This window comes from Pontibacter akesuensis (assembly GCF_001611675.1).
Classification (GTDB): Bacteria; Bacteroidota; Bacteroidia; order Cytophagales; family Hymenobacteraceae; genus Pontibacter; species Pontibacter akesuensis.
Map to the genome: position 1 here is coordinate 4,051,505 of NZ_CP014766.1, position 23,436 is coordinate 4,074,940.

Sequence of the window (23,436 nt, forward strand, 5' to 3'; positions counted from 1 at the left end):
TTTTTGCCCCTACCCCAAGGTTTTATACCTCCTTCCATACTTGCAGCATAATTTCTGAACTCGCCAGGGCTACTCACTGCGAACACAGCAGAGACAACTCTTGCTGCTACAGCCAATTTCAACCTCTGAGGCCAAAATACCCTGCTTGCCCTTTATCTTTTAGCAATGTCTTTTGTGTTAGTATAGATTGCGTTAGATTTGTAGTATAATCTACTAGCACAAACCATATGAAATTCTTTATCGACACTGCGAATCTGCAGGAAATCCAAGAGGCATATGACCTCGGTGTTCTTGATGGCGTTACGACCAACCCGTCCCTGATGGCAAAAGAAGGCATCTTCGGCCACGACAACGTAATTGCGCACTACAAAAAGATTTGTGAGATTGTGGATGGAGACATCAGTGCCGAGGTAATCGCCACCGATTATGAAGAAATTATTCGCGAAGGCGAGGCATTGGCTCAACTGCACCCGAACATCGTGGTGAAGGTTCCGATGATCCGCGACGGCGTAAAAGCGATCCGTTACTTCAGCGACAAAGGCATCAAAACAAACTGCACCCTGGTGTTCTCGGCCGGACAGGCATTGCTGGCTGCAAAAGCAGGAGCCACATACGTTTCTCCTTTTATCGGTCGATTGGATGATATCTCTACAGACGGCATGCAGCTGATCGAGCAGATTGTACTTATCTTCGGCAACTACGGCTACCAGACACAGGTACTGGCTGCCTCTGTACGCCACTCCATGCACCTGCTGCAGTGCGCCGAGATCGGTGCCGACGTGGTAACCTGCCCGCTCAACGTGATCACGAGCCTGCTGAAGCACCCGCTTACTGACAGTGGACTAGAGAAGTTCCTGGCAGACCACGCGAAAGGCAATAAATAAAAGCAATTATGAATTAAGAATTACGAATTATGAATGGGGCAGTATTACACTTGCTGATTAAATAATTCATCATTCATAATTCGTAATTCATAATTAAAAAAGATGTACATCATCAAAGTAAAGGGCAAGGCCAAGATTCCGGATTACATACAGTTGCGCGACAGTAATTTTGTGCTGATTGCCTACTTCAGGGCAGACCGGCCGCTCAAAAACCTCGACCGCTATGGGCTAGAGGGGAAGGAGGACGAGCTTGCCGCCCTGATCAGCTCGCTTGAGTTTGGGAAACTACAGAAATTAGAATTGTAAGAGCATATGAATTTTTCCTCTTCACCGGTTGTGTCGTTGCGCGACGTTGCGATTTACCAGGATGTGAACACCATCCTGAGCAACGTTAATTTTGATATTGAGAAAGGGGAGTTTGTATACCTGGTGGGCCGCACCGGAAGCGGAAAAAGCTCACTGCTCAAAACCCTTTACGGCGATTTGCCGCTGCTGTCGGGCCATGCCTCGGTGGCTGAATTTAAAATAGGAAAGCTGCCGCGGAAGCAGGTGCCGTACCTGCGGCGCAAGGTGGGCATTATTTTTCAGGATTTTCAGTTGCTGTTTGACCGCACCGTGGCCGATAACTTAAACTTCGTGCTGCGCGCCACAGGCTGGAATGACAAATCGAAGCGCAAGCAGCGTATTTCAGAAGTGCTGATGCGTGTAGGGCTTGACTCTGCCGCAAACAAAATGCCCCACCAGTTGTCTGGCGGGGAGCAGCAGCGCGTAGTGGTGGCCCGGGCACTGCTGAACGAGCCAGTTATTCTTTTCGCAGATGAGCCAACGGGTAACCTGGACCCGATGGTGGCGGATGATATCATGAAGCTTTTCCAGGAGATTAACAGACAGGGAACAGCCGTATTGATGGCGACGCACAACTACGAGATCATCAACCGTTACCCTCAACGTGTACTTAAATGCGAGCATGGCCATGTGCTGGATTCGCAGGTACAGGAGTTTAACCTGACCAACGGGTACTAACAAGTCTTTAATTTAAAAAGGGCCACCACTGTATACCTACAGTGGTGGCCCTTTTACTTTTTTACGCTGGAATGATTAACGGATATTCGCCTGCTTCCGGATCTCGAGGTAACGTGCCTGGGCTTTGCTAATGGCTGAAAGTGCCGGTTGTCCAAGTTCCGTTCTTACTGCGTCCAGGCGGGTGTTGAGGGAACTCCACAGGCCCTCCACCTGGTTCCAATCGCGCTGCTCGTACGCACCCATCTTATCTGGCAGTGTTGACACAAAATGCTCGTATACTTCCACAATATTTTCAGAAGTTACATCTTCAAGGTCAACGTTAAAGGTGTCGAGGCCCAGCAACTCACGGCGCAGGAGATACATTTGTCTTTCTTCCTCATACTTTTCCCCCCGGCGTTGCCGTGCAGTTTCATAGCGTCTGTTTAAGTCGTCTATCTCGGCACGCTGCTCCTCCGTTAGTTCCTCCCTGTTTACTTTCACGGCTGTCCACCGTTCTTCTTGCTCTAGCTGCAGGTTCGCCTTCTCATTAGTCCAAAGCGACGTGTCGTTTGCCGATTGCCTGAGCGCCTCTTTTTCCACCTCTGAGAGTTCATCTTCCTCCAGTTCAGTGACAATGTCGCGGTATTCCGTTAGTGCCTGGTCCGATGCAGTGGCTTCCACTTCAACAGTTTCTTCTTGGGTGCGCTGGCCGTCGCAGGAAAAGAGAAATGGAAAGCAGAGGCAAGTAAGTATGAGTCTTATTTTGTGCATAGTTGTAGTGTTTGTCTTAGTTTTGTCTAAACGCGGTGGCATGACGTGTGGTTACGCCATGGCCCCGCAGGAGCAGCGGCAAGCAAGTTTAGGGCATTCTGCTCCTGATCAGGTTGTCGCACAAAGGCTTTCATCTTAAGTATACAACCTTATGGAAGATATCAAAATGACCGCCACCAAAGCACCCTACGCGAAGCTTAAACCAGCGCTGGATGCTGCGTTTAGTGCCGTGATGGCCAGTATGGATTTTGAGAACGGGCCACAGGTAACGCGCTTTGCCCGAAGTCTGGAAAATTACCTGCAGGTGCCCCTCGCGCTACCCAGTGCCCATGCAGCCGCGGCACTTAAGGCAGCGCTTCGGCTGCTACAACTCCCACGTGGGGCAGAAGTAATTGTTCCTGCCTTCGGCGATGCAGCTTTGGTAGCGGTGCTACAGGAATCAGATTACCTCCCTGTGCTGGCTGATGTGGATGCACAGACATTTACGCTAACCTCTGCAACTGTAGAAAAAGTTATCACACCCACTACAGCCGCTATTCTGGTGACGCACCTCTTTGGCCAATGCGCACCGCTGCAGGAACTGGTGGCACTGGCACAGCAGCATAAGCTGTGGCTGATCGAGGATGCGACCCAGGCGCTCGGGGCCAGGTATAAAATGGCTGGGGGAGAGGGAGGCTATGCCGGCATTCACGGCCACTTGGGGATTACCAGCTTCTTTCCTACAAAGCCTTTGCTGGATGCCGGAGAAGGAGCCGCCGTGCTTGTAAATGATGCAGGTTTAGTTGCCAGGTTGCAGGAACAGCAGGAAGGGGGAAGAGCGTATCCGGAGGAGCATATTAGTCTTGGCGCACTGGAGGCGGCCATGATGGAGGTGAAACTGACGTTTGTGGAGGAGTATAATGCCGCCCGCCAAACGATAGCCAAGTACTACGATCAGGCATTTGCTGCGGTAGCGGAAATTCAAACACCTGCTCACACTCATTACGCCGAACATATTTATCAGCAATACACTATTGCCGTGGCTCCCGAATTACGTGATGGACTGCGGCGGCACCTGGAGGCTAACTATATCCCGAGCGCTGTTTATTATCCTGCGCCACAAGGCTTAAGTTTAAGCCGGAGAGACTTTCCGACGGCAGCGCGGCTAAGCGAAAGTATCCTATGCCTGCCGCTGCACTCCGAGCTGAAGGAGGAGCAACTGGCATACATCTGTCAACATGTGATAAATTATGTTAAGCAGAATTCTGCATTTTGAATCATTTGTATATACTTGTATACCTGTCATAAAGTAATTACACTACAAGCGCCAACCGGTTACGCCGTAGATCACTTTGCGCAGCCATGCGTTCATCTCCGGGTAAATGTTCAGGTTGAGGGCCAGCAACGCATAAACAGCCGTTAGCACAAGCGAGCGGACCAGCATGTCGAGGTACACGTTGCCCATGTAGGGCAGGAGGTAGGAGGCGCCTAAGGCTGCGCCAGCAATGGCGATGATCCCCAGGGCGTGCCAGGTGAAGGGTTGTATCTTGAAAACAGCCTGCACAAAAAACAACCGCGCCAGGTTCATGGTCACCAGCGAGAGCATGGAGGCGAAAGCGGCTCCCTCAATGCCGTAGCGCGGAATAAAATACCAGTTCGTCCAGACGGTTAGCCCCGCCAGCACCACGTTGAACCCCAGATCCCATTTATACTTGTCGGAGGTGCCCAGTATGGCGCCGTTCAGGCTGGTGGCCAGGTCTACAAGCCGGGCCATAGCCAGAAACAGGACCACATACTTGCCGCTGCGGTAGCTTTCAGGCATAAAATCATAGAGGTTATCAATGTTCGCCCAGATGCCGATAAAGAGCAGCAGCCCCACGATCAGGTTAATCATGGTTACGTTTTGGTAAAGTTTTTTCATGCCGCCCATGTCGCGGTCTTTCCAGAACTCGGCCACCTGCGGGTACGCTATCTTCAGGATGGACTTGCCTGGTACAAGTATGGCACTCGTCATAAAGAAAGCGGTGGTATAGATACCGTTCGCAGCCAAGCTGTAGGAGGAGATCATCACCTGGTCTACCGTGGTAATGATGGTGGTGGAAACGTTACCCAGAAACGTGAAGAAGCCGTAGTAAAACACCTCCCGGATGGGAATGACGCGCAGCACCGCCAGGGAAGGCCTTAAAAAAAGCTGCTTCAGCCACAGCAAGTATACCACCAAGGCCAGCGCGCCAGCCGAGTTAACGGCAATGTACAGCAGCACGAACGTCTGGAAATCCATCACATCCAGTGCGTATATACTTATAAGGATAGTTGTGAGGATGCGCAGCAGGAAGTCCTGCACAAAGGAGGATACAATGGTTTTGTAAAGCGACCGCAGGTAGGCCGTGAGCATGTTGAACAGCAACGTGAACAGCGCCAGCGGAATCAGGTAATAAAAGTAATCGATGATGAGCGGCGAGTTTTCGATATAATACTCGACCACGGCAGGCTTAAACAGCAGGAAAATGGCGGTACTGAGAATAAAGCCTAGCAGGGGCACCGCCAGCAGCAGGAACAGAAAGCCGTTGTGCCGGTTAACCTTGTCGCGGAAATAGGGGAAGTACCGCACGCTCATGTTTCCGAAACCCAGTGCCGAGAACTGCGCATACATCACTGAAATGGACAGCAATAGCCGCGTCAGGCCCACCTGCGACTCATCCAGGATGTTGGGGAAAAGCAGAATAGTGTTGACGTATCCAACCAGAATGCCGCCATAGGAAATAACCGTGTTCCAGATGCCTTCGCGCTGTAATGTCCTACTCATTTAGTAAAGGGTGAGGTGCAAAGGTAGCAAATGAAACAAGTATAGCGGTAAGGGGCCTGTGTTTGATAGCTGCAATTTAAATGTTGAAAAAACACTGCTTCCTTACAGTTGAATGAATTTATACTTACAGGGCCCACCACCTGTACACTGCGTCCCACCAGAATTTACCCGCTCCTTAACCGGAACGATGAAAAGTAGCAGGTAATGGTTACTGTTGAACCGGCTAAGAGCTTAAATGCTACTTCACCACCTCAACCCAACCTTTATAAACTCTACCCGAACGGCTGCTTTTGAGTTGGTAATAATAGGTTCCAGCTGCCATACCCGTTGCACCCCACTCATTGCTGTACTTGTCTGATTGGTAAACGACCTTTCCCCAGCGGTTAAATACAGCTAATTCCATGCTGTTGGGAGCTACTCCATGCAAGACGAAGCTATCGTTTTTACCGTCGCCATTGGGCGTAATAATGTTCGGGATAACCGGGCATTCGTCGTCTGAGGCAACTATATCTCTTGTATAGCTACAGCCATTCAGGCTTATGGTTACCGCGTAAGTTCCTGGAGCAGTTACAGCTATACTTGGGCTAGTTTGGCCGTTGCTCCACCTATAGGTAGCGCCTTCTGTTGTCGCATCCAGCACGGCTGCCTCGTTGTTACAGATGGGCACTTCTGTTGGAAAAGAAAAAGTAGGTTCCTTCGTGAGAGCTATAGTGATTTCATCCCTGACGGTGCATCCCGAAGCAGTTGTTACCTCAACCCAATATGTACCTTCTGTTGTTACTGTGATGTTAGCGGATGATTCTCCTGTACTCCAACGAACTGTTTCGCCTGTGTTTTGCTGTACACTTAAATTTGCGGTAGTACCGGCACACATGCTTTCAGGTCCGCTTATAGCCACCGCGGGTGCTGCTTTGCCCGTTCCAGCATACTCTCCATAGTTAGCCGAAGTGTTGTAGAGCATAACGAGTGAGGCGGTCGTGTCTGCCACCTGGCCCCAGTTCGTCTTCGTGTTATCTTGTCTGCGGTAAAGCAAGCCGCCACAGTCCATGCCATACTGCTTAAAGTATACCTTGTACTTTTTTGAAGGGGCACCCGCTTTAAATAAACCATAATACTCCTGTACCTCCCGGGCATCACCTATGCCGTTGGTTGAAGCAGGCGGAGACTGGATGGAATACAGGTGAAAGCCATCTACACCTGGATCGACATTGATGACAGAGAAGTTAGCACGGTCTGTAACCATTTCAAAGGAAGCATCCCACTGTGATGCTCTCCCGTCTGTGTACCTGTAAACACTTTTATCGCCAATAGGGGCACCGGAGGTAACCCAGGCAACTGTTGGATTCAGTTGTTGTAGTGTTCCATCTAGCCGTTGGCTGCTTAGGTCCTTAACTGTGGCCGTGCCCGAAGCATCGAAATTGAAATAAGCTACTAGGTCTGCAGGGAATGAGGAGAGTTTAGAGCACATCTGCTGCCTGATTTCATCCCTTGTTAAAGCCTTTTTCCAGATCCTGACCTCATCGATTTGGCCCTCGTAGTATTCATCATCATACAAGAAGTATTTACCAACAGCCAACGGAGCAGTATTGGTAAGGCTCGTTTGGCTATAGTTCGTAGTAATAGAGTTTTGAAGTATTCCATCCACATATATCGTCCAGGTACGACCATCACAAACTCCTGCCAGATGGTGCCAATTTCCATCGCTTACATTTGCAGCAGAATAGCCGGAGTTTCTATAATCTCCTGAACCGTCACGTCCGGCAAAGGCTGCTTTTCCATCTTTAATAATCAGGTGATAGCCACGCTGTGCACCATACCTGTCGTACTTTCCTGCAACCCATTGGTATTTCATTGCAGTTGTTTTAACCCAAGCCTCTACTGTTACTTGGTTCGTAACCCCTCTATTTGAAGCGCTGCTGTGAACATAGCCGTTCCCATCAAAGCTGAGAGCATTAACTGGCCCCTGAGCTTTTACCTTCGCAGCAAATAAAATGGAAATAAGGAGGAGGAGTGGTAAAAGTTTGCTCATAGACAGGAATGGAGGTGAAGCAGTTTATTTATGCTTCAATATATGTAGATATCTATGGATTCACAAACCTGTCAATGTGCTGTAAAGCCAGGGCGCTGCTCCTGCCATCATTCGCTGTGGCAACGGTTGCGCTATAATACTGAGCCCTCTCCACAACATCCGGTTTTGCACGCAGATGCGTTCGAATCAATTTAATTAGCTGCTCTGAGGTATGTACTTCATCTACCAGCCCGTTCTGGATAAAGCCATAGTAATCATCAACATTTTGTGTAGGACTAAAATCATAGTAAATCGACCAAACATTGAGCAACACCGCCTCCAGATGAATGCCGGAAGTGGCACTGATTTGCACATCAATTTGCTGCAGGTATTCAAAAGCCGATACATTACGACTGTCAGAAAGACTGATGCGGTCACTTATGTTTTTAAGAGAATTGAAACGCCGCTTTTCGCGAGGGTGGGGGCGAAGAAGTATACTTACTTCAGGCAGTTCTAAGTCAAGTAAGCGAAGTAATATTTCGATTTCCGAAAGCTCATCGATGATGTTACAGCCAATTCCAATGGTGCGGATATGCCTGCTGTTATTTCGGAATGGAATGTATTTGTCGGCTTTGGGCATACCTACCAGTTCCACTTTGCCCCAAATTGGTCCGCACTGCCTGTACTTGTTCAGCGAGTCCTGTCCCTCTAGCAAATTCAGGTCGAAGGAAAGCGGCGGGAACAGCGTACTGACGCTGGCATGCTGAAGATAAATTGTTTTGATGCCTAACCCTTTCGCTGCAAGCAGCATAGCGCGGGCGTCGGCGTTATGATCATTTGCAAACACAACTGCCAAAGGCTTGTACTGTTGCAGCTTGCGGTGGTATATTTCGTAAAAGCCCACGGCATCGTAAAGAACGTCATAAAAACGAAGTGTAGCTTGCTTCCTGCTTTTCAGAAAGTGGTAAAAGAGCGGCAGGAACCTGTAATAGTAAAGCAGCTTCCGCCGCAGTGAAATTCGTTCTACCACAGCGTTATACTTGCCTATCTGCTTGCTTTGGCCTGCTACAGCCACGGCATCAGGCAAAGCTTGCTGCAGAAAATGGAGGCTGTCGTAATTGTTCTGGCTCACCACATACAGCCATACCTTGCCTTTTAACCTTGTGGGGTGTTCTACTCCTTTGAACACGTTGCCTAGCAGGCGCAGGAACGTATAACCGGCCATACGCAGCAGGCGCAACAAGGGGTTTTTAGGGGAATAGGCATTTTTTGCACTTTCCGGAAGCTGAAGAAAGTGCTCCGAAAAGTGCAGGTACAGAATATCGCTGTAAAGGGCAAACCACTTTTTCATGGTTTACACCAGGCCCCAGTTGAGTGGTGTGCCTTTGGGTATAGCCTGCTTGGCTTTTCGGCCCAACACTTCCTCGTAATGCTTTGGGGCAAGGCCCATGCCGGGGCGAATAACGCGAATATTTTCTTTTGTCAGTTCCTCTCCGGCTGCAATATCTTTGGCTGCATAAACAGAGCGCTTGAACAGGCGACTTTTTTCCTCGGCCCGCTGCACGCCGTACTGCACATGACCCAGTGCCAGCTTTGCCCTCTCAGACTCCACTACCAGCGCTTTTAACTCTTCCGGCTCCAGCGAGAAAGCAGAATCCACGCCGCCATCGGCCCTGCGTAGGGTAAAATGCTTTTCAATAACAGTGGCGCCAAGAGCCACTGCCGCCACCGATGCGCCAATTCCCATGGTATGGTCCGAAAGGCCGATCTGCAGGTTGTAAAGCTCGCGCATGTGCGGAATGGTGAGCAAGTTCGTGTTCTCCGGTGTGGCCGGGTAAGTAGAGGTGCATTTCAGCAGAATCAGGTCCTTGCAACCTGCCTCATACAGCACCTGCACGCCCTCGGCCACTTCCTGTACCGTGGCGGCACCCGTGCTCATGATCACTGGTTTTCTTGTGGCCGCTACCTTTCGCAGCAGCGGGTGGTCGGTATTTTCAAAGGAAGCTATCTTATAAGCCGGGACATTCAGTTCCTCCAGAAAATCCACCGCTGTTTCATCAAAAGGAGAGGAGAAGGCGATGAGGCCGTGTGCTTTTGCCCGCTCAAAAATAGGCTGGTGCCATTCCCAAGGCGTGTAGGCCTCCTCGTACAAATCGTACAGCTCGCGCCCTTGCCACAGTGAGTTGTCATCTTCGATCGTGATAGCACCGCGCAAGGTCATGGTGTCGGCCGTGTAAGTTTGCAGCTTGATGGCATCCGCACCAGCAGCAGCAGCGGCATCCACAATGGCCAGGGCACGCTCCAGGGACTGGTTGTGGTTGCCGGACATTTCGGCAATGATGAAAGGCTTGTGGACCAGACCTATTACTCTATTTTGTATCTTGATATCTTGCATCATCAATTTCCGCATTTGTAAAACACTTTGGGTTAAAGCAGCCTACTAAAATTCTATCTTCAGCTTTGCCCTCCACCAAATAATGGCCTTTTAAGCGGCCTTCTATTATCCAACCAGCACGAGTATAAGCTTTGATGGATGATAGATTTGACGCATACATGCCCCCAAATAGCTTCCGGATATCATGTTCCTCAAATGCCAACTTATTTCCTAGCTCGATGGCTTCAACCGCCAATCCTTTGCCGTGGTAGCTCTTATCGCCCAACAACACCACCAAATCAGATATTTTATGGTTGAAGTTGATTGGGCCAACTTTTATCGTGCCGATGCAGTCTCCGGAATCTTTGTAGAAAATGCCGTAAGTAAAGCTGTTATGATTAACCTCGCCCTGCTCTATGTTTTGTAGCAGCACCTCCTTGGTTATTGTCTTTTTGGAGTTAGTATAAAACTTCATCAACTCCTCATCTTCAAACCAATTCATAAAGCGCTCATTAATGTCCTCTACCCGAATCTTTCGGAGGAAAATACGGTCAGTCTCGTAGGTTCTCATGGTGTGCCAGGTTTTTAAATATGTTCAGAAGTCGCTGGGCTTGCTGTCCATCGAAAAGCATGCTTCCGTTGCGTATTAAATCTGCTTTTTCTTCGGTGGCTATATTTTCCCCAAATTTAGTAAAAGGAAGGGCTATTCTTTGCTCCAGCAGGTATGTATATACTTCGGCCTGATTATCGGCCGTTTGCAGCAAGTATAAAATGCCATGCGTGCAAAGGTACTCATAGCCTACAGTACTGGCCGAGGTAATGGCCGTAGCTGCCTGCTGCATGTAGTGCAGCATCTGACCCGCATTCAGGTTCTCCAGCAAATGTATGTCCAGTGCGGCAGAAGAAGCAAATGCAGTGATACTATGCTTGTTTCTATTCGCGGCACCAACTACTACAAAATACTTTAGATCAGGGGCTTTGCCTGCACATTGGCGCAGTACCTGCAAGGTATGATTTTCAGGATCGGCTCCTCCCAGGCAAATAAACACAGCTTTCGAATCTGTTGCCGGTTCTACTGCTTGGCTGGCGGCAGTCAGAAACTCACTTCGGAGCAAAGCATACTCGGCACCCAAATAGAAATTGGTGTACTTTTCTACCGAGAATTGCTCTCTTTTCAACCCAACTACGTGACTTATCACCACATCTGCCACAAAATGGTAGGCATGGATATCATCAATGCTGACAATTGTTGCTCCCTTGGTTTTTATACTTTTCTGGTAAGTTGTATTGAAAGTATAGCCATCCAGCACCACTATTTCTTCCGGGGAGATGTAGGCATTGAGTTCGTGGGGGTACCGTTCTTCGGTGGGGGGGCAGAGGGGTAGGTTGATGAGGCCGTGGCAGACGCTTCTGATCAGCGCCTGCAGCTCTATTGCCGGTGCCTGTATGGCAAAAATGCACTCAAAGTCCTTCCGAAGTATGGCAGCAAGTGCCAGCGAGCGCATCACATGGCCCAAACCAATCCTGCTGTTGCCATCAGCCCGAAATATAATTCGCTTTTGCTTATGCATTTTTTTCTTTAATGTATTTTAGCACTCTGGTGAAGCCTCTTTGTTGCAGTACTTTCCTTGCCTCCGCCAGCTCTTCTTTTTCTGATGCAAAGGCCATGCGCTGCGTGTTCTGACTGTTTACGTGCAGCAACCAAGGGTGATCCCGCAGCAGTTGCTCTAACTGGTCGAGTCCAAAATTTGGATCTGTAACGGAAAGCTTTTCGTACAGCATCGATGCCAGAGCATAGTCAGACGGGTAATCCACCGTCAGGCGCAGCGCTTTAAGATCAGATTCAAAATGTATTGTATGCTTTCTAAAGCTTTCTGTCCTGCGGATATACGGTGTGACGTGCTCCCGGTCATCTGGTTCTGTTGCTTCAGCGGCCGCCTGCAGCAACGCAGAGGCTGAAATCACCTCCAGGTTGGTGCCTAATGGCAATCCCTCTGTTAAGGTATAGGCGGCACCTGATTTTAAGTGTTCGGTAACAGCCAACTCAATCTTTTTCGGGAAAATGAAGGGATTGTCACCCGTAAGCCTGATCACCACGTCCAGTTTATACTTTTCAGCAGCATCGGAGAATCTAGCCAGTACATCATCCAGTGATGCCCTGAAGCAGTGTATTTGCTCCTGTTCACACAACTGCTGAATCTGATCATCTGCCGCAGTGGCAGACGTGGCCACAATTACATGGTATTCGCTGGATGCGGCTTTTGCTCTGTTCACCACATGCTGCAACAAGCTGGGCCCACCGCCGAAGGGCAGCGGAAGCAGTGCCTTGTTCGGGAGCCGCTCAGAGCCAAGGCGTGCCTGTATGATGGCGCCTACTTTTACCATGCCGTCCAGCCTCCGTCTATCACCATGTTCTGCCCTGTCATGAAAGAAGAAGCGTCTGATGCCAGGTAGACGAAAGCGCCTTTCAACTCATCCGGCTTTCCGATTCTGCCCAATGGGTTTTTATGTTTGAGATGCTGCATAAACGGCTCATCCTGCTGCACCGCTTCCCCCGGAAAAGGGCCTGGTGTTACAGTATTTACAGTAATGCCATACTTGCCTAAGTAACAGGCGAAGTAGCGGGTGAGTTGCAGCACGCCCGCCTTGGCCGCGCCATAATGCGGTGGGTTCAGGAAAGCAGGACTATCTTTGTAGATATGAAAATCGGGCGAAACCATACCGTACATAGACGACACGTTGATGATCCGCCCGCCTTTGTATTTTAAGTAGGGGATAATTTCCCGAATGCAGCGGTACACGCTGTTTAGGTTTCCATCGATTCCCGAGCTCCATTCCTCATCCGTAAGATTCTCCGGTGCCTGACCTTTAGAGTATACCGCACTGTTTACCAGTACGTCCAGTTTGCCTGCCGCTGCTTGCGCGGCGGCAAAGGCTGATTTTATACTTTGCGTGTCGGAGATGTCGCAGTATTGGAAACGTAGCTGTGCACGTTCCTCAAAAGCCTTCGAGAACTTTTCCTCACTTCTGCCCAGCACAAACACAGTGGCACCGGCCTCTGCCAATCCTTCCGAAATGGCAGTTCCCAAATGGCCGTAACCGCCTGTCACCAGTGCTACTTTGCCTTCAAGTGAGAAGAGGGAGCTTAGTGGATTGTTCAGGTTTTCGGCCATAGGTAGGGGAGTATGATGTTCTGGTCTTCTTCTTTAAACTGCTGCAGTGCTTCCAGTAATTTCGGCGGTATTTTGATATCACTGTAGGTGATATTCTCTTTAAGCGTCTGTAGGCTTTCCACGCCAATCACCACCTTGCTAATATGCGGATTTGCTAGCGCAAATCCCAACAGAAGCGCCGGCAAAGGAACACTGCTTGACCTAGCTAGTTGCTGCAGTTGCTCAATTTTAGGTCCGGCTGCCTTCAAAGAGCCGTTAAAGTTTTCTGCCGACATGAAATATAGACCTTGCAGGTATACTGAGCGCACATGCGTTTCAATGCCCTGCTGACGGAGATGCGGCAGCACCTTTTCAAAGCGGCGGTCGAAGACGCTGTACGGAAACTGCACAATGTCTATTGCTGCTCCGTCTTTGATCAATTCCTCTGCTTCCTCCGGGTGGTAAAGCGAAATGCCGATCTTCTCCACCAGGCCATCCGCTTTCAGCTCCTGCAGCTCCTGTATAATTTTTTTATTTGAAGTATAACTGGCGTAACTATGCAGCAAATAACCATAAAGTTTCGGAACCTGGAGTCTCTGGGCTGACTCATTGAATGCATGCTTTATAGTTAGCTCTGGTTTATTGGGAGGACATTTGGAAATGATTTGGAAGGTTTCATTTACACTTCCAAAAGTGCTTGCCAGAATGTTTTCGCTGTTGCCATAAGCTGCTGCCGTATCTAAGGTAGTGATTCCTGCTTTTGCAGCAGCAACAAGTATGGCTGCAACTTCACCTGCCTGAATCTGTCCTCGGCTGTTACTGATGCCATAGGGCAAGCCGAATTGGGCGGTGCCAAGTATAAGCCGGCTGTTGTTATTCTCTTTTGTTATAATCACCTCCCGACAAACGCTTTTACCTTCTCAATCACATACTGCTGCTCCTCCTGCGTCAGGGTGGGGTACATCGGCAGGCTCAGGCAGCCAGCGTAATACTGCTCGGCCGCCGGAAAATCTCCTTTTTGGTAGCCCAAGCTGCGGTAGTAGGGCATGGTGTGGGCTGGAATGTAGTGCACCTGCGCAAAGATGTTGTGCTCGCGCAGAAAATCGTACAGCCCCTTGCGGTCCTGCACCTGGATCACATAGAGGTGGTAGGCATGGCCTGTAGCGCTCGCCTCGCCGAATGCGGCGGCTGTGGTCTGCAAGGTAGTGATACCCGGCACATCTGCAAAGGCCTCATCATATACTTTGGCAATGCCTTTCCTGCGGGCAAGGCCGGCGTCAGCTCGCTGCAGCTGGGAGATACCCAGTGCGCAGAGCATGTCCGGGATGCGATAGTTGTAGCCCAGTTCCTGCATCTCCATGTACCAGCCGCCGTGGTTCTCCTCCATCAGTTCAGGGTCGCGGGTGATGCCGTGGGTGCGCAGTTTCAGCAGCTCCTTGTACAGCTTCTCGTCGTTGGTGGTGATCATGCCGCCCTCGCCCGTGGCGATGTGCTTGACAGGGTGAAAAGAGAAAATGGCCAGATCCGCGTACTTGCCGTTGCCACAGTGCTGCTGCTCTCCGTTGCTGTCGAAGAAGTAGCCGCCCGGCGCGTGGCAGGCATCCTCAATTATCCAGAGCCCGTGCGCATCGGCCAGTTTACGGAATTCCTCCAGGTTCACCGGGTTGCCGGCAAAATCCACCGGAATAATGCCGCTGTAGTAACCTTTCGGCTTGCTCTCGATCAGCTGCCGCACCTTCTCCACGTCCAGCAGGGCCGTGGCCGGGTCAATGTCGGCAAACTCCACCGTGCCGCCGCAGTAGCGCACGCAGTTGGCCGAAGCCACAAACGTGATCGGTGTTGTGATAACTCTTGACTCCTCATTTACACCCAGCGCCATGGCGCACAGGTGCAGCGCCGCCGTGCCGTTACTCACAGCCACCGCAAAATCAGCACCCACATAGTCAGCAAAGGCGCGCTCGAAAGCTGCCACCTTCGGCCCCTGCGTCAGGAAATCTGATTGCAGCGTATCCACTACCGCCGCAACGTCATCCTCCGTAATGTTCTGCCGACCGTAGGGGATAGGCTTAGGACTAGAGCTGAGTTCTGAGTTCATGGAGAATAAATTAGAATTGAGAAAAATTAGAATTGAGAAATTAGAAATTAAAAATGAGGACTACATAAAGCCACTATTCTAATTTCTAATTCATAATTTTCAATTAAACAGAAAAATTGGGGTCTACGTGCTGGCGGATCTGCTCGCGCAGTTGTTCTACGCTAAGCCAGTCGTCGTTGGTGCCGGAGTTATACTTAAAGCCAAGTTCTGTCATGCGCCCGTTGTGTGCTTTCAAGAAGTCCTGTGGCTCCCAACGCGGGGTAGACGGGAGTATCACATAATATTTATCCAGTTCTACCGTATTAAGGGAGTCAGTCTCGGTGATCATCTCCTCGTGCAGTTTCTCACCTGGGCGAATTCCTACAATCTCCTGCTCACAATTTGGGCCAATGGCTTCGGCCACATCGGTGATGCGGTAAGATGGGATCTTTGGTACGAAAATTTCACCGCCCCAATGGTTTTCCAGCGCATGGAACACCAGTTCCACGCCCTCTTCCAGGGATATGTTAAACCTGGTCATGTCCGGATGGGTGATGGGCAGAACACCGTCCGCACGCTTCTTCAGAAAGAAAGGCACCACAGAACCCCGGGAGCCGATCACGTTGCCGTAGCGAACTACCGAAAACCTTATGTCGCGCTTGCCGCGCATGTTGTTGGCTGCCACAAAAAGCTTGTCAGAGCAAAGTTTGGTGGCCCCATACAGGTTAATGGGCGCCGCGGCTTTATCGGTAGACAGCGCCACTACATCCTTCACTCCGCAATCGAGTGCCGCGTTAATTACATTCTCAGCACCCAGCACATTCGTTTTGATGCACTCCATTGGGTTGTACTCTGCAGCTGGTACTTGTTTTAGCGCGGCTGCGTGTACAATAATGTCTATGCCTTCGCAGGCGCGCTTGAACCGATCGCCGTCGCGCACGTCGCCAATGAAATACCGTATTGATTTATACTTGCTGTGCGGAAATACCTGCGACATCTCAAACTGCTTCAGCTCGTCGCGGGAGTAGATTACCACGCGCCTCACATCCGGGAACCGCGCGTACACCATCTCCACAAATTTTTTCCCAAACGAGCCGGTGCCACCCGTAATTAATATAGCCTTGTTGTTAAGGTCTAATGCCATTCTTTCAAATTTTGCCTTTATACGTTGGGTACGAATTAGTCACCCAATCATGCTGCAAGATACTTATTAAAACGAAAGCCTGCCAGAGCAGACCCGGCGTGAAGGGGACAGTTCTCAAAAATATTCTGCTCCCCATCAAAGGCACAAAAAAAGCAGCCCGTTGAGACTGCTTTGTAAGTATAACATAAAGTCTGGCTATTTAGCTTTAGCCAGCTTTTTGATGATGCCAGCCAATTCTCCCGTCAGTGCCTCTCTTGAGAAGCGGGAGTGATTGATGAACGGCAAGTCCAGGTTAGGATTTGTTTTCCAGGCTTTGGTCGATTGGTTCATGTGGTCCAGCATCAGGTCGTAGGCGGTATAGTGGAACAGGCGGCCGGCGCCACACTCGTCAATGATCCGGTCCATATCGGAGTGCACGGGACCCAGAGCAATAATAGGTTTGTTAGCAGCCAGATACTCAAACAGTTTGCCTGGAACGTTGGCGTACACATTGTCCACGTCGGCGATGGAAATCAGCAAGGCCGTACTTTCCATCATATATTTGATAGCCTGCTGGTGCGGCACGTAAGGTATAAATTCGGTGATGCCCAGTACTCCCGCCTTCTCAATGCGCTTTTTCATGCCATCCGACACTTTGCCCACAAAGCGCAGTTTGTAATTCACATCGCTGTGCAGCGACATCAGGTGGGCCATCACCTTCAGGAAGACATCCAGGTTGTAGTTTTCCGTAATGGTGCCGGTGTAGGTGATCAGATACTCTTTTTTGGGCGGCAGGCTATGGAAAACAAAGTCCTCGGCATCGTAGCCGTTCGGGATCACATGGATTTTGTCCACGTCAATGCCGATGGGCTTGTTCAGGAACAGGCGCTTAGTATCCTCGCTGGTCACAATGATGGCATCGGCCTGCTCCAGCACCTGGCGCTCATACTTCTCATCGAGCCGCTTGGCCAGGGCCGTATGGTACAGCTGGTCGTAGTAGTGGATGTTGGTCCAGGGGTCGCGCAGGTCGGCGATCCAGGGCAGGTTATACTTCTTCTTCAGCTTCAGGCCGATCAGTTGCGTGGAATGCGGCGGACTGGTGGTAATGATGGCTTCATACTTGCCCGTCTTTAGCAACTCCTCTGCCTTTCTGAGCGCGTGCTTGTTCCAACCAACTCTGGCATCTGGTATAAACAAATTGCCGCGCACAAACTTAAACACCTTGTCCACGAGTGTGTCCTTCGACTGCTGGTTGGCAAAGCCGCTGTAGGGTATTTCTTTTTTACCGGACAGCTTTTTATAATATTCGAAGGGCTCCGAGGTGGAGGTGCGGTATACCTGCAAACCCTCGGGAATCTCTTTCTCAAAGGTGGCATCCAGCAGGGGGTAGGAGGCCTGCTGCTCATCCACCGTCAGCACAGTGGGGCAGACGCCGGTTTGCGGCAGGTATTTGCAGAATTTGAGCCCGCGCTGCACCCCGGGGCCACCGGAGGGCGGCCAGTAATACGTAATAAAAAGGATATCAAGTAAGTCTGTCTTGTCCAAATCAGAAGCAGTTAAGGTGTGATTCAAATATAAGAATTAATATTTCCACTTGCGATTTTACGCGGCAACAGGGCAGCCGTTGTATTTATACTTGCGGCCGGAACCAGAACCGCTCCTGTTTATGTCGTAGAATTAAGTAGTAAGTATTGCTGATATTCCTTATTTTTGTTGGTAAATCGATAGAAACAGATGTTTGATAATTTAAGTAACAAGTTAGACCGCGCCTTTAAAACGCTGAAGGGCCAGGGTAGCATTACCGAAATTAACGTAGCCGCCACCATCAAAGAGGTACGCCGTGCCCTGGTGGATGCTGACGTAAACTATAAAGTAGCCAAAACCGTCACCGATAAGATCAAGGAAGAGGCACTGGGCCGCGACGTGTTGATCGCCGTGTCGCCGGGGCAGCTGATGGTGAAGATCATGCACGAGCAGCTCACCGAACTGATGGGTGGCGAGAAGCAGGACATCAACTTGAAAGGCGAGCCGGCCATTATCCTGATCTCTGGTCTGCAGGGCTCCGGTAAAACAACATTCACTGGCAAGCTGGCAAACCATATTAAAAAGCAAGGCCGCTCGGTGCTGGTGGCTGCCTGCGACGTGTACCGTCCGGCTGCGGTAAACCAGCTGCAGGTGCTGGCAGGGCAGGTAGGGGTAGAAGCCTATACTGAGATTGACAGCAAAAACCCGGTGCAGATTGCCCTCAACGCCATTGAGCACGCCCGCAAAACGCATAAGAAAGTAGTTATCATCGATACTGCCGGCCGTTTGGCCGTGGATGAGGCGATGATGAAAGAAATAGCCGACATCAAGGCAGCCGTGAAGCCAACTGAAACCTTGTTTGTGGTGGACTCTATGACAGGCCAGGATGCGGTGAACACGGCCAAAACGTTCAACGAGCGCATCAACTTCGATGGCGTTGTGCTGACGAAGCTCGATGGTGACTCGCGCGGTGGTGCGGCCCTTTCGATTCGTGCCGTGGTGGAGAAGCCGATCAAGTTTATCTCCACTGGTGAGAAGATGGAGGCGCTGGACCTGTTCTACCCGGATCGTATGGCACAGCGTATCCTGGGCATGGGCGACGTGATTTCCTTGGTAGAGCGTGCGCAGCAGGCCTTTGACGAGGACGAAGCCAAGCGCATCAACAAGAAGATCCGCAAGAATCAATTCAACTTCGACGACTTCCTGACGCAGCTTGAGCAGATCAAGAAGATGGGTGACATCAAAGACCTGGTAGGCATGATCCCTGGCGTGGGCAAAGCCTTGAAAGATGTGGAGATTGACGAGAATGCCTTCAAGCCAATTGAGGCCATTATCAAATCGATGACACCTCAGGAGCGCGAGAACCCGGATATGATCAGCGGCAGCCGCCGTAACCGTATCGCCAAAGGCAGCGGCACCGACATCACGCAAGTGAACAACCTGATGAAGCAGTTCAACGATATGCGCAAGATGATGCGCACGATGAACAAGATGTCGGGCAAGCGCGGTGGCTTAGCCAACCTGGCAAGTATGATGAAGCAGCGCTAGTTACCGCTCAGGTATAACAAAAAAGCCGGCCATACTTCATTAGGAAGTATGGCCGGCTTTTTTGTTTGAGGCTACAGTTTATACTTGCGCTGCCGCTTGGCTAGTAAGGGCGTTTGCTTTCCAGTTTCTCCCACAAGGCAAAAGCCTCTTTTGCCTCCGAGGCCAGGCACTGCTGCATCGGGATTTGCCGTTGCGCCAGCGGCTTCTCTATTTCCTTGTAGATAAAGGCGTCATCAAAACCTATTTGCGCGGCATCGTCATGCGTGTTGCCATAGCATACTTTCCGTAGCCGGGCCCAGTAGATAGCGCCCAGGCACATGGGGCAGGGTTCGCAACTGGTGTAGAGTTCGCAGTCCGACAGGTCATGGGTGCCCAGTTTTTTGGCTGCCTTACGGATGGCGTCTACCTCGGCGTGGGCAGTGGGGTCGTTGCTGGAGAGTACCTGATTGAAGCCTTTCGAGATGATCTCGCCCTGGCGCACCACCACCGCTCCGAACGGCCCGCCAAAGCCCTGCTGCATTTTCTCTACTGATAGCCTGATGGCTTCTCGCATAAAAGCAGCGTCTTTCTCTGTTTCCATTGATTCTTTCATAGATGATGATTAACTTAATCAGCAGTAGTGTAGTATGCCAAAGTATATGCTTCTCCTGACAATCTTATCCACACTTGCGCTGACCTTTCATGGTCCTACTGCCCCGGTGCCATTTCCGGCTTCAGCCCATAAAATCCTGTTGCCGCAACAGCCTGATACCGCCCAACTGCTTGCCCAGACATGGGTACTGCGGGAGCAGCAGCGTTTAGGAGAATCAGCCCCAGGTATAACTCCGGATAAGATGCAACTCACCTTCCGCCCCGACTCCACTTACCGGTTAATAAAGCCAGGGCGCACCAACAACGGGTTAAGCGAACTGCAGGTGGTGGAGGAGGGGCGCTGGACATTAGATACGGCGCGTGGCCTGATTAGTATGCAGACCACCAGCGTGGATGGCAGGGCAATGCTAAGCACCATGATGCCACGCTGGCAAATAGAGGAGGTGAGTGCAATGCAACTTGTGCTGCAGCAATTTATCAGCGGCAAGGTTTTTCTGCTGTTTGAAGCGCAAAAGTAACAGAACACAAAATAGCTTATACTTCACTTGTGCCGTTTCTTGCATACTCGAAGTATAAGCTATCCAACTCTCTTTGCCCTTTCGGGGTTTCATATCTGTAAAAGCCTGGAGTTTTTTTTACATTGTTCTACCCTGCTTTTTCTCTTTATACGGACAGTGTTAGGGATGGGTGGTGTTGTTTAGTCTTTATTTTTCAAGTAGTTACGTGTGGTAGCGTGATTTCAACTGCCGTATAAATATCTTAAATCCGGCTAGCCTCGTAGGTAGGGATGATTAACGTGACTTGTAAATAATGTAACTATGAAAAAGCCATTTAGAATAATTATGGGTCTGGCACTGGCCTTCAGTGTGATGATGAGCAGTTGCTCCACTACCCGAGAGACCGAGGTAGAAGACGAACTTGCGGATTTTAGAAGTTGGGTAAGCACCACTACTTCTAACATCGCCGACAGAACAGAAGAAGACTGGAAGCAGTCGAGAGAAGATTTTCGTATGCGCACACAGGAACTGGACCAGAAAGAAGATCAGTTCAGCGCTGAGCTAAAGCAGGAATACCAGGAACTGAAACAGCAGTTTCAATCGGCCGATGCGGCCTATGCGCAAAACAACGCTACGCCGGACATGGCTGAGTGGGAGCGTAACCTGATGGGCCGTTGGGCGGACTATGCCACCATCAACGAAACGAATGTGCAGGATGCCTACATCACCTTTATGGAAAACGTGCGCCAGCAAAGCGAGACATGGCGCGACCAGGAGTGGGAGATGGCCAAGCGGGTACTGGAGAAACTGAACGAGCGCAAAGGCGAGATAACAGGAAACATCCCTACAGAAATTGAAGTGAAAATAAAGGCGCTTCAGATGGAGTTCCGCACGCTGGAAACTACTGCCGATGCCACTGACTCGAACTAGGTACTTTGCTGTTATACTTAAAGTATCGATTTTTGATGTAATGGTAGCATACTGATAACTAAGTTATAATATAAATAAAGGTTGCTGTTTGCAGCAGCTGTTAAGAAGGTTTTGTTAACACTGCTCTTTTGAGGAGGGTTAACAAAACCTTTTTTTGTGCCGCGGTGGAATGCGCCAGCTTTGGGAAAGAATAGCAGCCTGCTGCAACCAAAGCCAGCAAACTTTCGGCTGGCAGACCGGCTAATTCTTTTCGAACAATACTTCCTGTAAATGAAGCGGTTAATTTTCAAATCTCCTTTTGTCGCTTTATTTAAGTAAAATTAGGTTATATTGAATTTCACAACCAATCCATCAACTAGCACAAGTATGACCCCGCAGCCAGAGCTCTTTTTAGTTAAAGCCTTTACAGACAAATCAGATGGTGGCAATGCCGCCGGCGTAGTGATTCATGCCGACGCGATGGCGCATGCCCGCAAACAGGAAATAGCTGCCCAGGTTGGCTTGTCTGAAACAGCTTTCGTATCTGCGTCAGAGGTGGGGGATGTGAAAGTGGAGTTTTTTACTCCGAACCGCCAGATTCCGCATTGCGGCCACGCGACCGTAGCTACGTTCGGCCTTTTGTTGGAGCTCACCTATGTGAATGAACCGGGAGCGGTCAAAGAGTCTATTGTGGGGCCCCGGCAGATAAGCCTGAAGGAAGGAAAAGTATACCAGGCGCAGCTTTCCCCCAAGTATAAAACATTGGCTGAAGCAGGTGTAAGCCCTGGTGATGTGGCTGCCTCGGTAGGCCTGCGGGAAGAGGAGCTGGTGGCTGAGCCGATATTGGTGAGCACCGGAGTCTGGTTTCTGCTGCTGCACCTGCATGATGAGGCGGCTCTGCAAAACCTAAAGCCAAACCAGGCACTGATCGAGGCTATATCAGAGAACCTGAACCTGGTGGGCTACTATGCTTTTACCACAGCTAGCAATGCAGCTGATGCCTCTGCCCGTATGTTTGCGCCTAGCTACGGCATTCCAGAAGAGTCTGCCACGGGTATGGCAGCCGGTCCGCTGGCCTGCTACCTCTACGACTACCTGCAGTATGGCGTCAGCCACTATAATATTCACCAGGGCTACCTGATGAAGCCACCGTCTCCAAGCCAGATAGAGGTGGAACTGCAACTGAATGAACAAGGTGAGATCATTGGCCTCCAGGTGGGGGGATCTGTTGTGGTGGTGCGCCAACTGGAGCTGGCTGATTAGTCGCGGTTAAAGCTGCCTTCCATGTTCTTTTGCAGCCTGTCTGCACTCCAGTAGCCACTGGCTATTATGCGGCGAATGGAATGGAGCGGCTCTTCCGAATCCTGCGAAGCGGCCAACTGGAAGGAAGCGGTGGTGCCGCGGCGCTTTAACTCCGGTATCGCCTGAGTGTTCCACAAGCCGAACGGGTAGGCAAAGTACGTGACAGGCTGCCCCAGTATCTCCTCCAGTACCTGCTTGGGTTTTTCTACCTGTGTCAGCCAGTCATCGCCCTCAAATTTCTTCACATTGTGGTGGTCCCAGGTATGGCTGCCGATGGCGTGCCCGCGTGCTGCAAGGTCGCGCACCTGCTCCCGCGTCATGTAACGCGGCCTGCCAAGCGACACCGTCATTACAAAGAACATTCCCTTAAAGCCATACTTCTCCAGTACAGGCGCGGCCACTTCGTACTGGCTCAGGTTGGTGTCGTCGAACGTTAGCATAACGGCTTTGGGCGGCAGGGGAGCGCCCGTGGTGAGGTAGGCCAGCAACTGGTCGGGTAGAATGCTGTGGTAGCCACTGTCTGCGAGCATTTTAATCTGCTCCTCAAACCGTTCCACCGGCACAATATAATCCTTCGCCTGCTGGGAATCAGACCCTGTCCAGTCCCTGATCTGGTGATAACATAGAATAGGCACCTCTGGGCGTGCCAGCACTTCTGCGGAGCTTACAGACAGATCTATCACTGGCGTGGCAGGAGCACTAATGGCATCGGGAGTCTCGGCAGCGGGGGCTGTATTGGGTTCCGGGGATGCCGTGGCTGGTGTTTCTGCGGCACTCACCTGCTGCACAGGGGCACTATCGCAGGAAGATAAAAGGATGCTGGCAGCCAGGCAAAGGCTGAGGAATTCGCGGGTGTAAGGGGTAGTCATAAGCAGGTAAATGTGCTGTCAAT

23 protein-coding genes are annotated in these 23,436 nt (G+C 50.5%); 8 read left to right on the forward strand and 15 right to left on the reverse strand.

Annotated features, from left to right (window positions below):
• Window positions 1–227 precede the first annotated feature (227 nt).
• From fsa to A0W33_RS17130, 3 genes are all read left to right on the forward strand, one after another.
• Window positions 228–884: a fructose-6-phosphate aldolase gene (gene fsa, locus A0W33_RS17120; RefSeq protein WP_068839308.1), complete on the forward strand. Its 657-nt coding sequence runs from the start codon at window positions 228–230 to the stop codon at window positions 882–884.
• Between the two features lie 102 nt (window positions 885–986).
• Window positions 987–1,190 carry a fructose-6-phosphate aldolase gene (locus A0W33_RS17125; RefSeq protein ID WP_068839309.1) on the forward strand — a complete coding sequence of 68 codons (204 nt, stop codon included), beginning with the start codon at window positions 987–989 and terminating at the stop codon, window positions 1,188–1,190.
• 6 nt (window positions 1,191–1,196) lie between these two features.
• Window positions 1,197–1,907, forward strand: coding sequence for a cell division ATP-binding protein FtsE (locus A0W33_RS17130; RefSeq protein ID WP_068839310.1), 711 nt, complete (start codon window positions 1,197–1,199; stop codon window positions 1,905–1,907).
• A gap of 75 nt (window positions 1,908–1,982) precedes the next feature.
• Here A0W33_RS17130 and A0W33_RS17135 read toward each other — a convergent pair whose 3' ends face one another.
• Window positions 1,983–2,657, reverse strand: coding sequence for a hypothetical protein (locus tag A0W33_RS17135; RefSeq protein ID WP_068839311.1), 675 nt, complete (start codon window positions 2,655–2,657; stop codon window positions 1,983–1,985).
• A 151-nt stretch (window positions 2,658–2,808) separates the two neighbouring features.
• Here A0W33_RS17135 and A0W33_RS17140 point away from each other — a divergent pair, with 151 nt between their 5' ends.
• Window positions 2,809–3,912 carry a DegT/DnrJ/EryC1/StrS family aminotransferase gene (locus A0W33_RS17140; RefSeq protein WP_068839312.1) on the forward strand — a complete coding sequence of 368 codons (1,104 nt, stop codon included), beginning with the start codon at window positions 2,809–2,811 and terminating at the stop codon, window positions 3,910–3,912.
• Window positions 3,913–3,954: 42 nt separating this feature from the next.
• Here the strand turns inward: A0W33_RS17140 and A0W33_RS17145 are convergent, their stop codons facing one another.
• The 12 genes from A0W33_RS17145 to A0W33_RS17200 all read right to left on the reverse strand — a co-directional run bounded on the left by A0W33_RS17145 (window position 3,955) and on the right by A0W33_RS17200 (window position 17,745).
• The gene (locus A0W33_RS17145; protein WP_068839313.1) at window positions 3,955–5,442 is read right to left on the reverse strand and encodes a lipopolysaccharide biosynthesis protein; all 1,488 of its coding nucleotides are present in this window, start codon (window positions 5,440–5,442) and stop codon (window positions 3,955–3,957) included.
• A gap of 238 nt (window positions 5,443–5,680) precedes the next feature.
• The gene (locus tag A0W33_RS17150; protein ID WP_068839314.1) at window positions 5,681–7,471 is read right to left on the reverse strand and encodes a LamG-like jellyroll fold domain-containing protein; all 1,791 of its coding nucleotides are present in this window, start codon (window positions 7,469–7,471) and stop codon (window positions 5,681–5,683) included.
• A 52-nt stretch (window positions 7,472–7,523) separates the two neighbouring features.
• Entirely contained in the window at window positions 7,524–8,801 is a 1,278-nt protein-coding gene (locus tag A0W33_RS17155; protein ID WP_068839315.1) for a glycosyltransferase family protein, read from the reverse strand.
• A gap of 3 nt (window positions 8,802–8,804) precedes the next feature.
• Window positions 8,805–9,848: a pseudaminic acid synthase gene (gene pseI, locus A0W33_RS17160; protein ID WP_068839316.1), complete on the reverse strand. Its 1,044-nt coding sequence runs from the start codon at window positions 9,846–9,848 to the stop codon at window positions 8,805–8,807.
• The gene (locus A0W33_RS17165; protein WP_068839317.1) at window positions 9,820–10,395 is read right to left on the reverse strand and encodes a GNAT family N-acetyltransferase; all 576 of its coding nucleotides are present in this window, start codon (window positions 10,393–10,395) and stop codon (window positions 9,820–9,822) included. The genes pseI and A0W33_RS17165 overlap by 29 nt, the downstream gene beginning before the upstream one ends.
• Window positions 10,376–11,395: a UDP-2,4-diacetamido-2,4,6-trideoxy-beta-L-altropyranose hydrolase gene (pseG, locus tag A0W33_RS17170; RefSeq protein WP_068839318.1), complete on the reverse strand. Its 1,020-nt coding sequence runs from the start codon at window positions 11,393–11,395 to the stop codon at window positions 10,376–10,378. Before pseG ends, A0W33_RS17165 begins: the two co-directional genes overlap by 20 nt.
• Complete coding sequence (locus A0W33_RS17175; RefSeq protein WP_068839319.1) at window positions 11,388–12,209, reverse strand: cytidylyltransferase domain-containing protein; 822 nt, start codon at window positions 12,207–12,209, stop codon at window positions 11,388–11,390. Before A0W33_RS17175 ends, pseG begins: the two co-directional genes overlap by 8 nt.
• The gene (locus A0W33_RS17180; protein ID WP_068839320.1) at window positions 12,203–12,997 is read right to left on the reverse strand and encodes an SDR family oxidoreductase; all 795 of its coding nucleotides are present in this window, start codon (window positions 12,995–12,997) and stop codon (window positions 12,203–12,205) included. Before A0W33_RS17180 ends, A0W33_RS17175 begins: the two co-directional genes overlap by 7 nt.
• Window positions 12,982–13,872, reverse strand: coding sequence for an aldo/keto reductase (locus tag A0W33_RS17185; protein ID WP_068839321.1), 891 nt, complete (start codon window positions 13,870–13,872; stop codon window positions 12,982–12,984). Before A0W33_RS17185 ends, A0W33_RS17180 begins: the two co-directional genes overlap by 16 nt.
• Window positions 13,869–15,071: a UDP-4-amino-4,6-dideoxy-N-acetyl-beta-L-altrosamine transaminase gene (pseC, locus tag A0W33_RS17190; protein ID WP_068839322.1), complete on the reverse strand. Its 1,203-nt coding sequence runs from the start codon at window positions 15,069–15,071 to the stop codon at window positions 13,869–13,871. The genes A0W33_RS17185 and pseC overlap by 4 nt, the downstream gene beginning before the upstream one ends.
• 103 nt (window positions 15,072–15,174) lie before the next feature.
• Complete coding sequence (gene pseB / locus A0W33_RS17195) at window positions 15,175–16,194, reverse strand: UDP-N-acetylglucosamine 4,6-dehydratase (inverting) (protein ID WP_068839323.1); 1,020 nt, start codon at window positions 16,192–16,194, stop codon at window positions 15,175–15,177.
• Between the two features lie 195 nt (window positions 16,195–16,389).
• Entirely contained in the window at window positions 16,390–17,745 is a 1,356-nt protein-coding gene (locus A0W33_RS17200; RefSeq protein ID WP_244888607.1) for a glycosyltransferase family 4 protein, read from the reverse strand.
• A 162-nt stretch (window positions 17,746–17,907) separates the two neighbouring features.
• Here A0W33_RS17200 and ffh point away from each other — a divergent pair, with 162 nt between their 5' ends.
• The gene (ffh, locus tag A0W33_RS17205; RefSeq protein WP_068839325.1) at window positions 17,908–19,245 is read left to right on the forward strand and encodes a signal recognition particle protein; all 1,338 of its coding nucleotides are present in this window, start codon (window positions 17,908–17,910) and stop codon (window positions 19,243–19,245) included.
• A 100-nt stretch (window positions 19,246–19,345) separates the two neighbouring features.
• Here ffh and A0W33_RS17210 read toward each other — a convergent pair whose 3' ends face one another.
• A complete protein-coding gene (locus A0W33_RS17210; RefSeq protein WP_068839326.1) occupies window positions 19,346–19,837 on the reverse strand; it encodes a nucleoside deaminase in 492 nt (163 codons plus the stop codon).
• A gap of 34 nt (window positions 19,838–19,871) precedes the next feature.
• Here A0W33_RS17210 and A0W33_RS17215 point away from each other — a divergent pair, with 34 nt between their 5' ends.
• The 3 genes from A0W33_RS17215 to A0W33_RS17225 all read left to right on the forward strand — a co-directional run bounded on the left by A0W33_RS17215 (window position 19,872) and on the right by A0W33_RS17225 (window position 22,505).
• Complete coding sequence (locus tag A0W33_RS17215; RefSeq protein WP_068839327.1) at window positions 19,872–20,354, forward strand: hypothetical protein; 483 nt, start codon at window positions 19,872–19,874, stop codon at window positions 20,352–20,354.
• Window positions 20,355–20,654: 300 nt separating this feature from the next.
• Window positions 20,655–21,263, forward strand: coding sequence for a hypothetical protein (locus tag A0W33_RS17220; RefSeq protein WP_068839328.1), 609 nt, complete (start codon window positions 20,655–20,657; stop codon window positions 21,261–21,263).
• 366 nt (window positions 21,264–21,629) lie between these two features.
• Window positions 21,630–22,505, forward strand: a complete 876-nt coding sequence (locus A0W33_RS17225) for a PhzF family phenazine biosynthesis protein (RefSeq protein ID WP_068839329.1) — start codon at window positions 21,630–21,632, stop codon at window positions 22,503–22,505.
• Here A0W33_RS17225 and A0W33_RS17230 read toward each other — a convergent pair.
• Window positions 22,502–23,413: a polysaccharide deacetylase family protein gene (locus A0W33_RS17230; RefSeq protein WP_068839330.1), complete on the reverse strand. Its 912-nt coding sequence runs from the start codon at window positions 23,411–23,413 to the stop codon at window positions 22,502–22,504. The two genes, A0W33_RS17225 and A0W33_RS17230, sit on opposite strands and share 4 nt — an antisense overlap.
• Window positions 23,414–23,436 lie beyond the last annotated feature (23 nt).

Coding starts and splice junctions, on each gene's coding strand:
- ffh (WP_068839325.1), top strand. CDS start 17,908: ATGTTTGATAATTTAAGTAACAAGTTAGACCGCGCCTTTAAAACGCTG.
- pseG (WP_068839318.1), bottom strand. CDS start 11,395: ATGCATAAGCAAAAGCGAATTATATTTCGGGCTGATGGCAACAGCAGG.
- A0W33_RS17125 (WP_068839309.1), top strand. CDS start 987: ATGTACATCATCAAAGTAAAGGGCAAGGCCAAGATTCCGGATTACATA.
- A0W33_RS17175 (WP_068839319.1), bottom strand. CDS start 12,209: ATGGTAAAAGTAGGCGCCATCATACAGGCACGCCTTGGCTCTGAGCGG.
- fsa (WP_068839308.1), top strand. CDS start 228: ATGAAATTCTTTATCGACACTGCGAATCTGCAGGAAATCCAAGAGGCA.
- A0W33_RS17135 (WP_068839311.1), bottom strand. CDS start 2,657: ATGCACAAAATAAGACTCATACTTACTTGCCTCTGCTTTCCATTTCTC.
- A0W33_RS17140 (WP_068839312.1), top strand. CDS start 2,809: ATGGAAGATATCAAAATGACCGCCACCAAAGCACCCTACGCGAAGCTT.
- A0W33_RS17220 (WP_068839328.1), top strand. CDS start 20,655: ATGAAAAAGCCATTTAGAATAATTATGGGTCTGGCACTGGCCTTCAGT.
- A0W33_RS17210 (WP_068839326.1), bottom strand. CDS start 19,837: ATGAAAGAATCAATGGAAACAGAGAAAGACGCTGCTTTTATGCGAGAA.
- A0W33_RS17230 (WP_068839330.1), bottom strand. CDS start 23,413: ATGACTACCCCTTACACCCGCGAATTCCTCAGCCTTTGCCTGGCTGCC.
- A0W33_RS17180 (WP_068839320.1), bottom strand. CDS start 12,997: ATGGCCGAAAACCTGAACAATCCACTAAGCTCCCTCTTCTCACTTGAA.
- A0W33_RS17165 (WP_068839317.1), bottom strand. CDS start 10,395: ATGAGAACCTACGAGACTGACCGTATTTTCCTCCGAAAGATTCGGGTA.
- pseI (WP_068839316.1), bottom strand. CDS start 9,848: ATGATGCAAGATATCAAGATACAAAATAGAGTAATAGGTCTGGTCCAC.
- A0W33_RS17155 (WP_068839315.1), bottom strand. CDS start 8,801: ATGAAAAAGTGGTTTGCCCTTTACAGCGATATTCTGTACCTGCACTTT.
- A0W33_RS17215 (WP_068839327.1), top strand. CDS start 19,872: ATGCCAAAGTATATGCTTCTCCTGACAATCTTATCCACACTTGCGCTG.
- pseC (WP_068839322.1), bottom strand. CDS start 15,071: ATGAACTCAGAACTCAGCTCTAGTCCTAAGCCTATCCCCTACGGTCGG.
- A0W33_RS17130 (WP_068839310.1), top strand. CDS start 1,197: ATGAATTTTTCCTCTTCACCGGTTGTGTCGTTGCGCGACGTTGCGATT.
- pseB (WP_068839323.1), bottom strand. CDS start 16,194: ATGGCATTAGACCTTAACAACAAGGCTATATTAATTACGGGTGGCACC.
- A0W33_RS17150 (WP_068839314.1), bottom strand. CDS start 7,471: ATGAGCAAACTTTTACCACTCCTCCTCCTTATTTCCATTTTATTTGCT.
- A0W33_RS17145 (WP_068839313.1), bottom strand. CDS start 5,442: ATGAGTAGGACATTACAGCGCGAAGGCATCTGGAACACGGTTATTTCC.
- A0W33_RS17225 (WP_068839329.1), top strand. CDS start 21,630: ATGACCCCGCAGCCAGAGCTCTTTTTAGTTAAAGCCTTTACAGACAAA.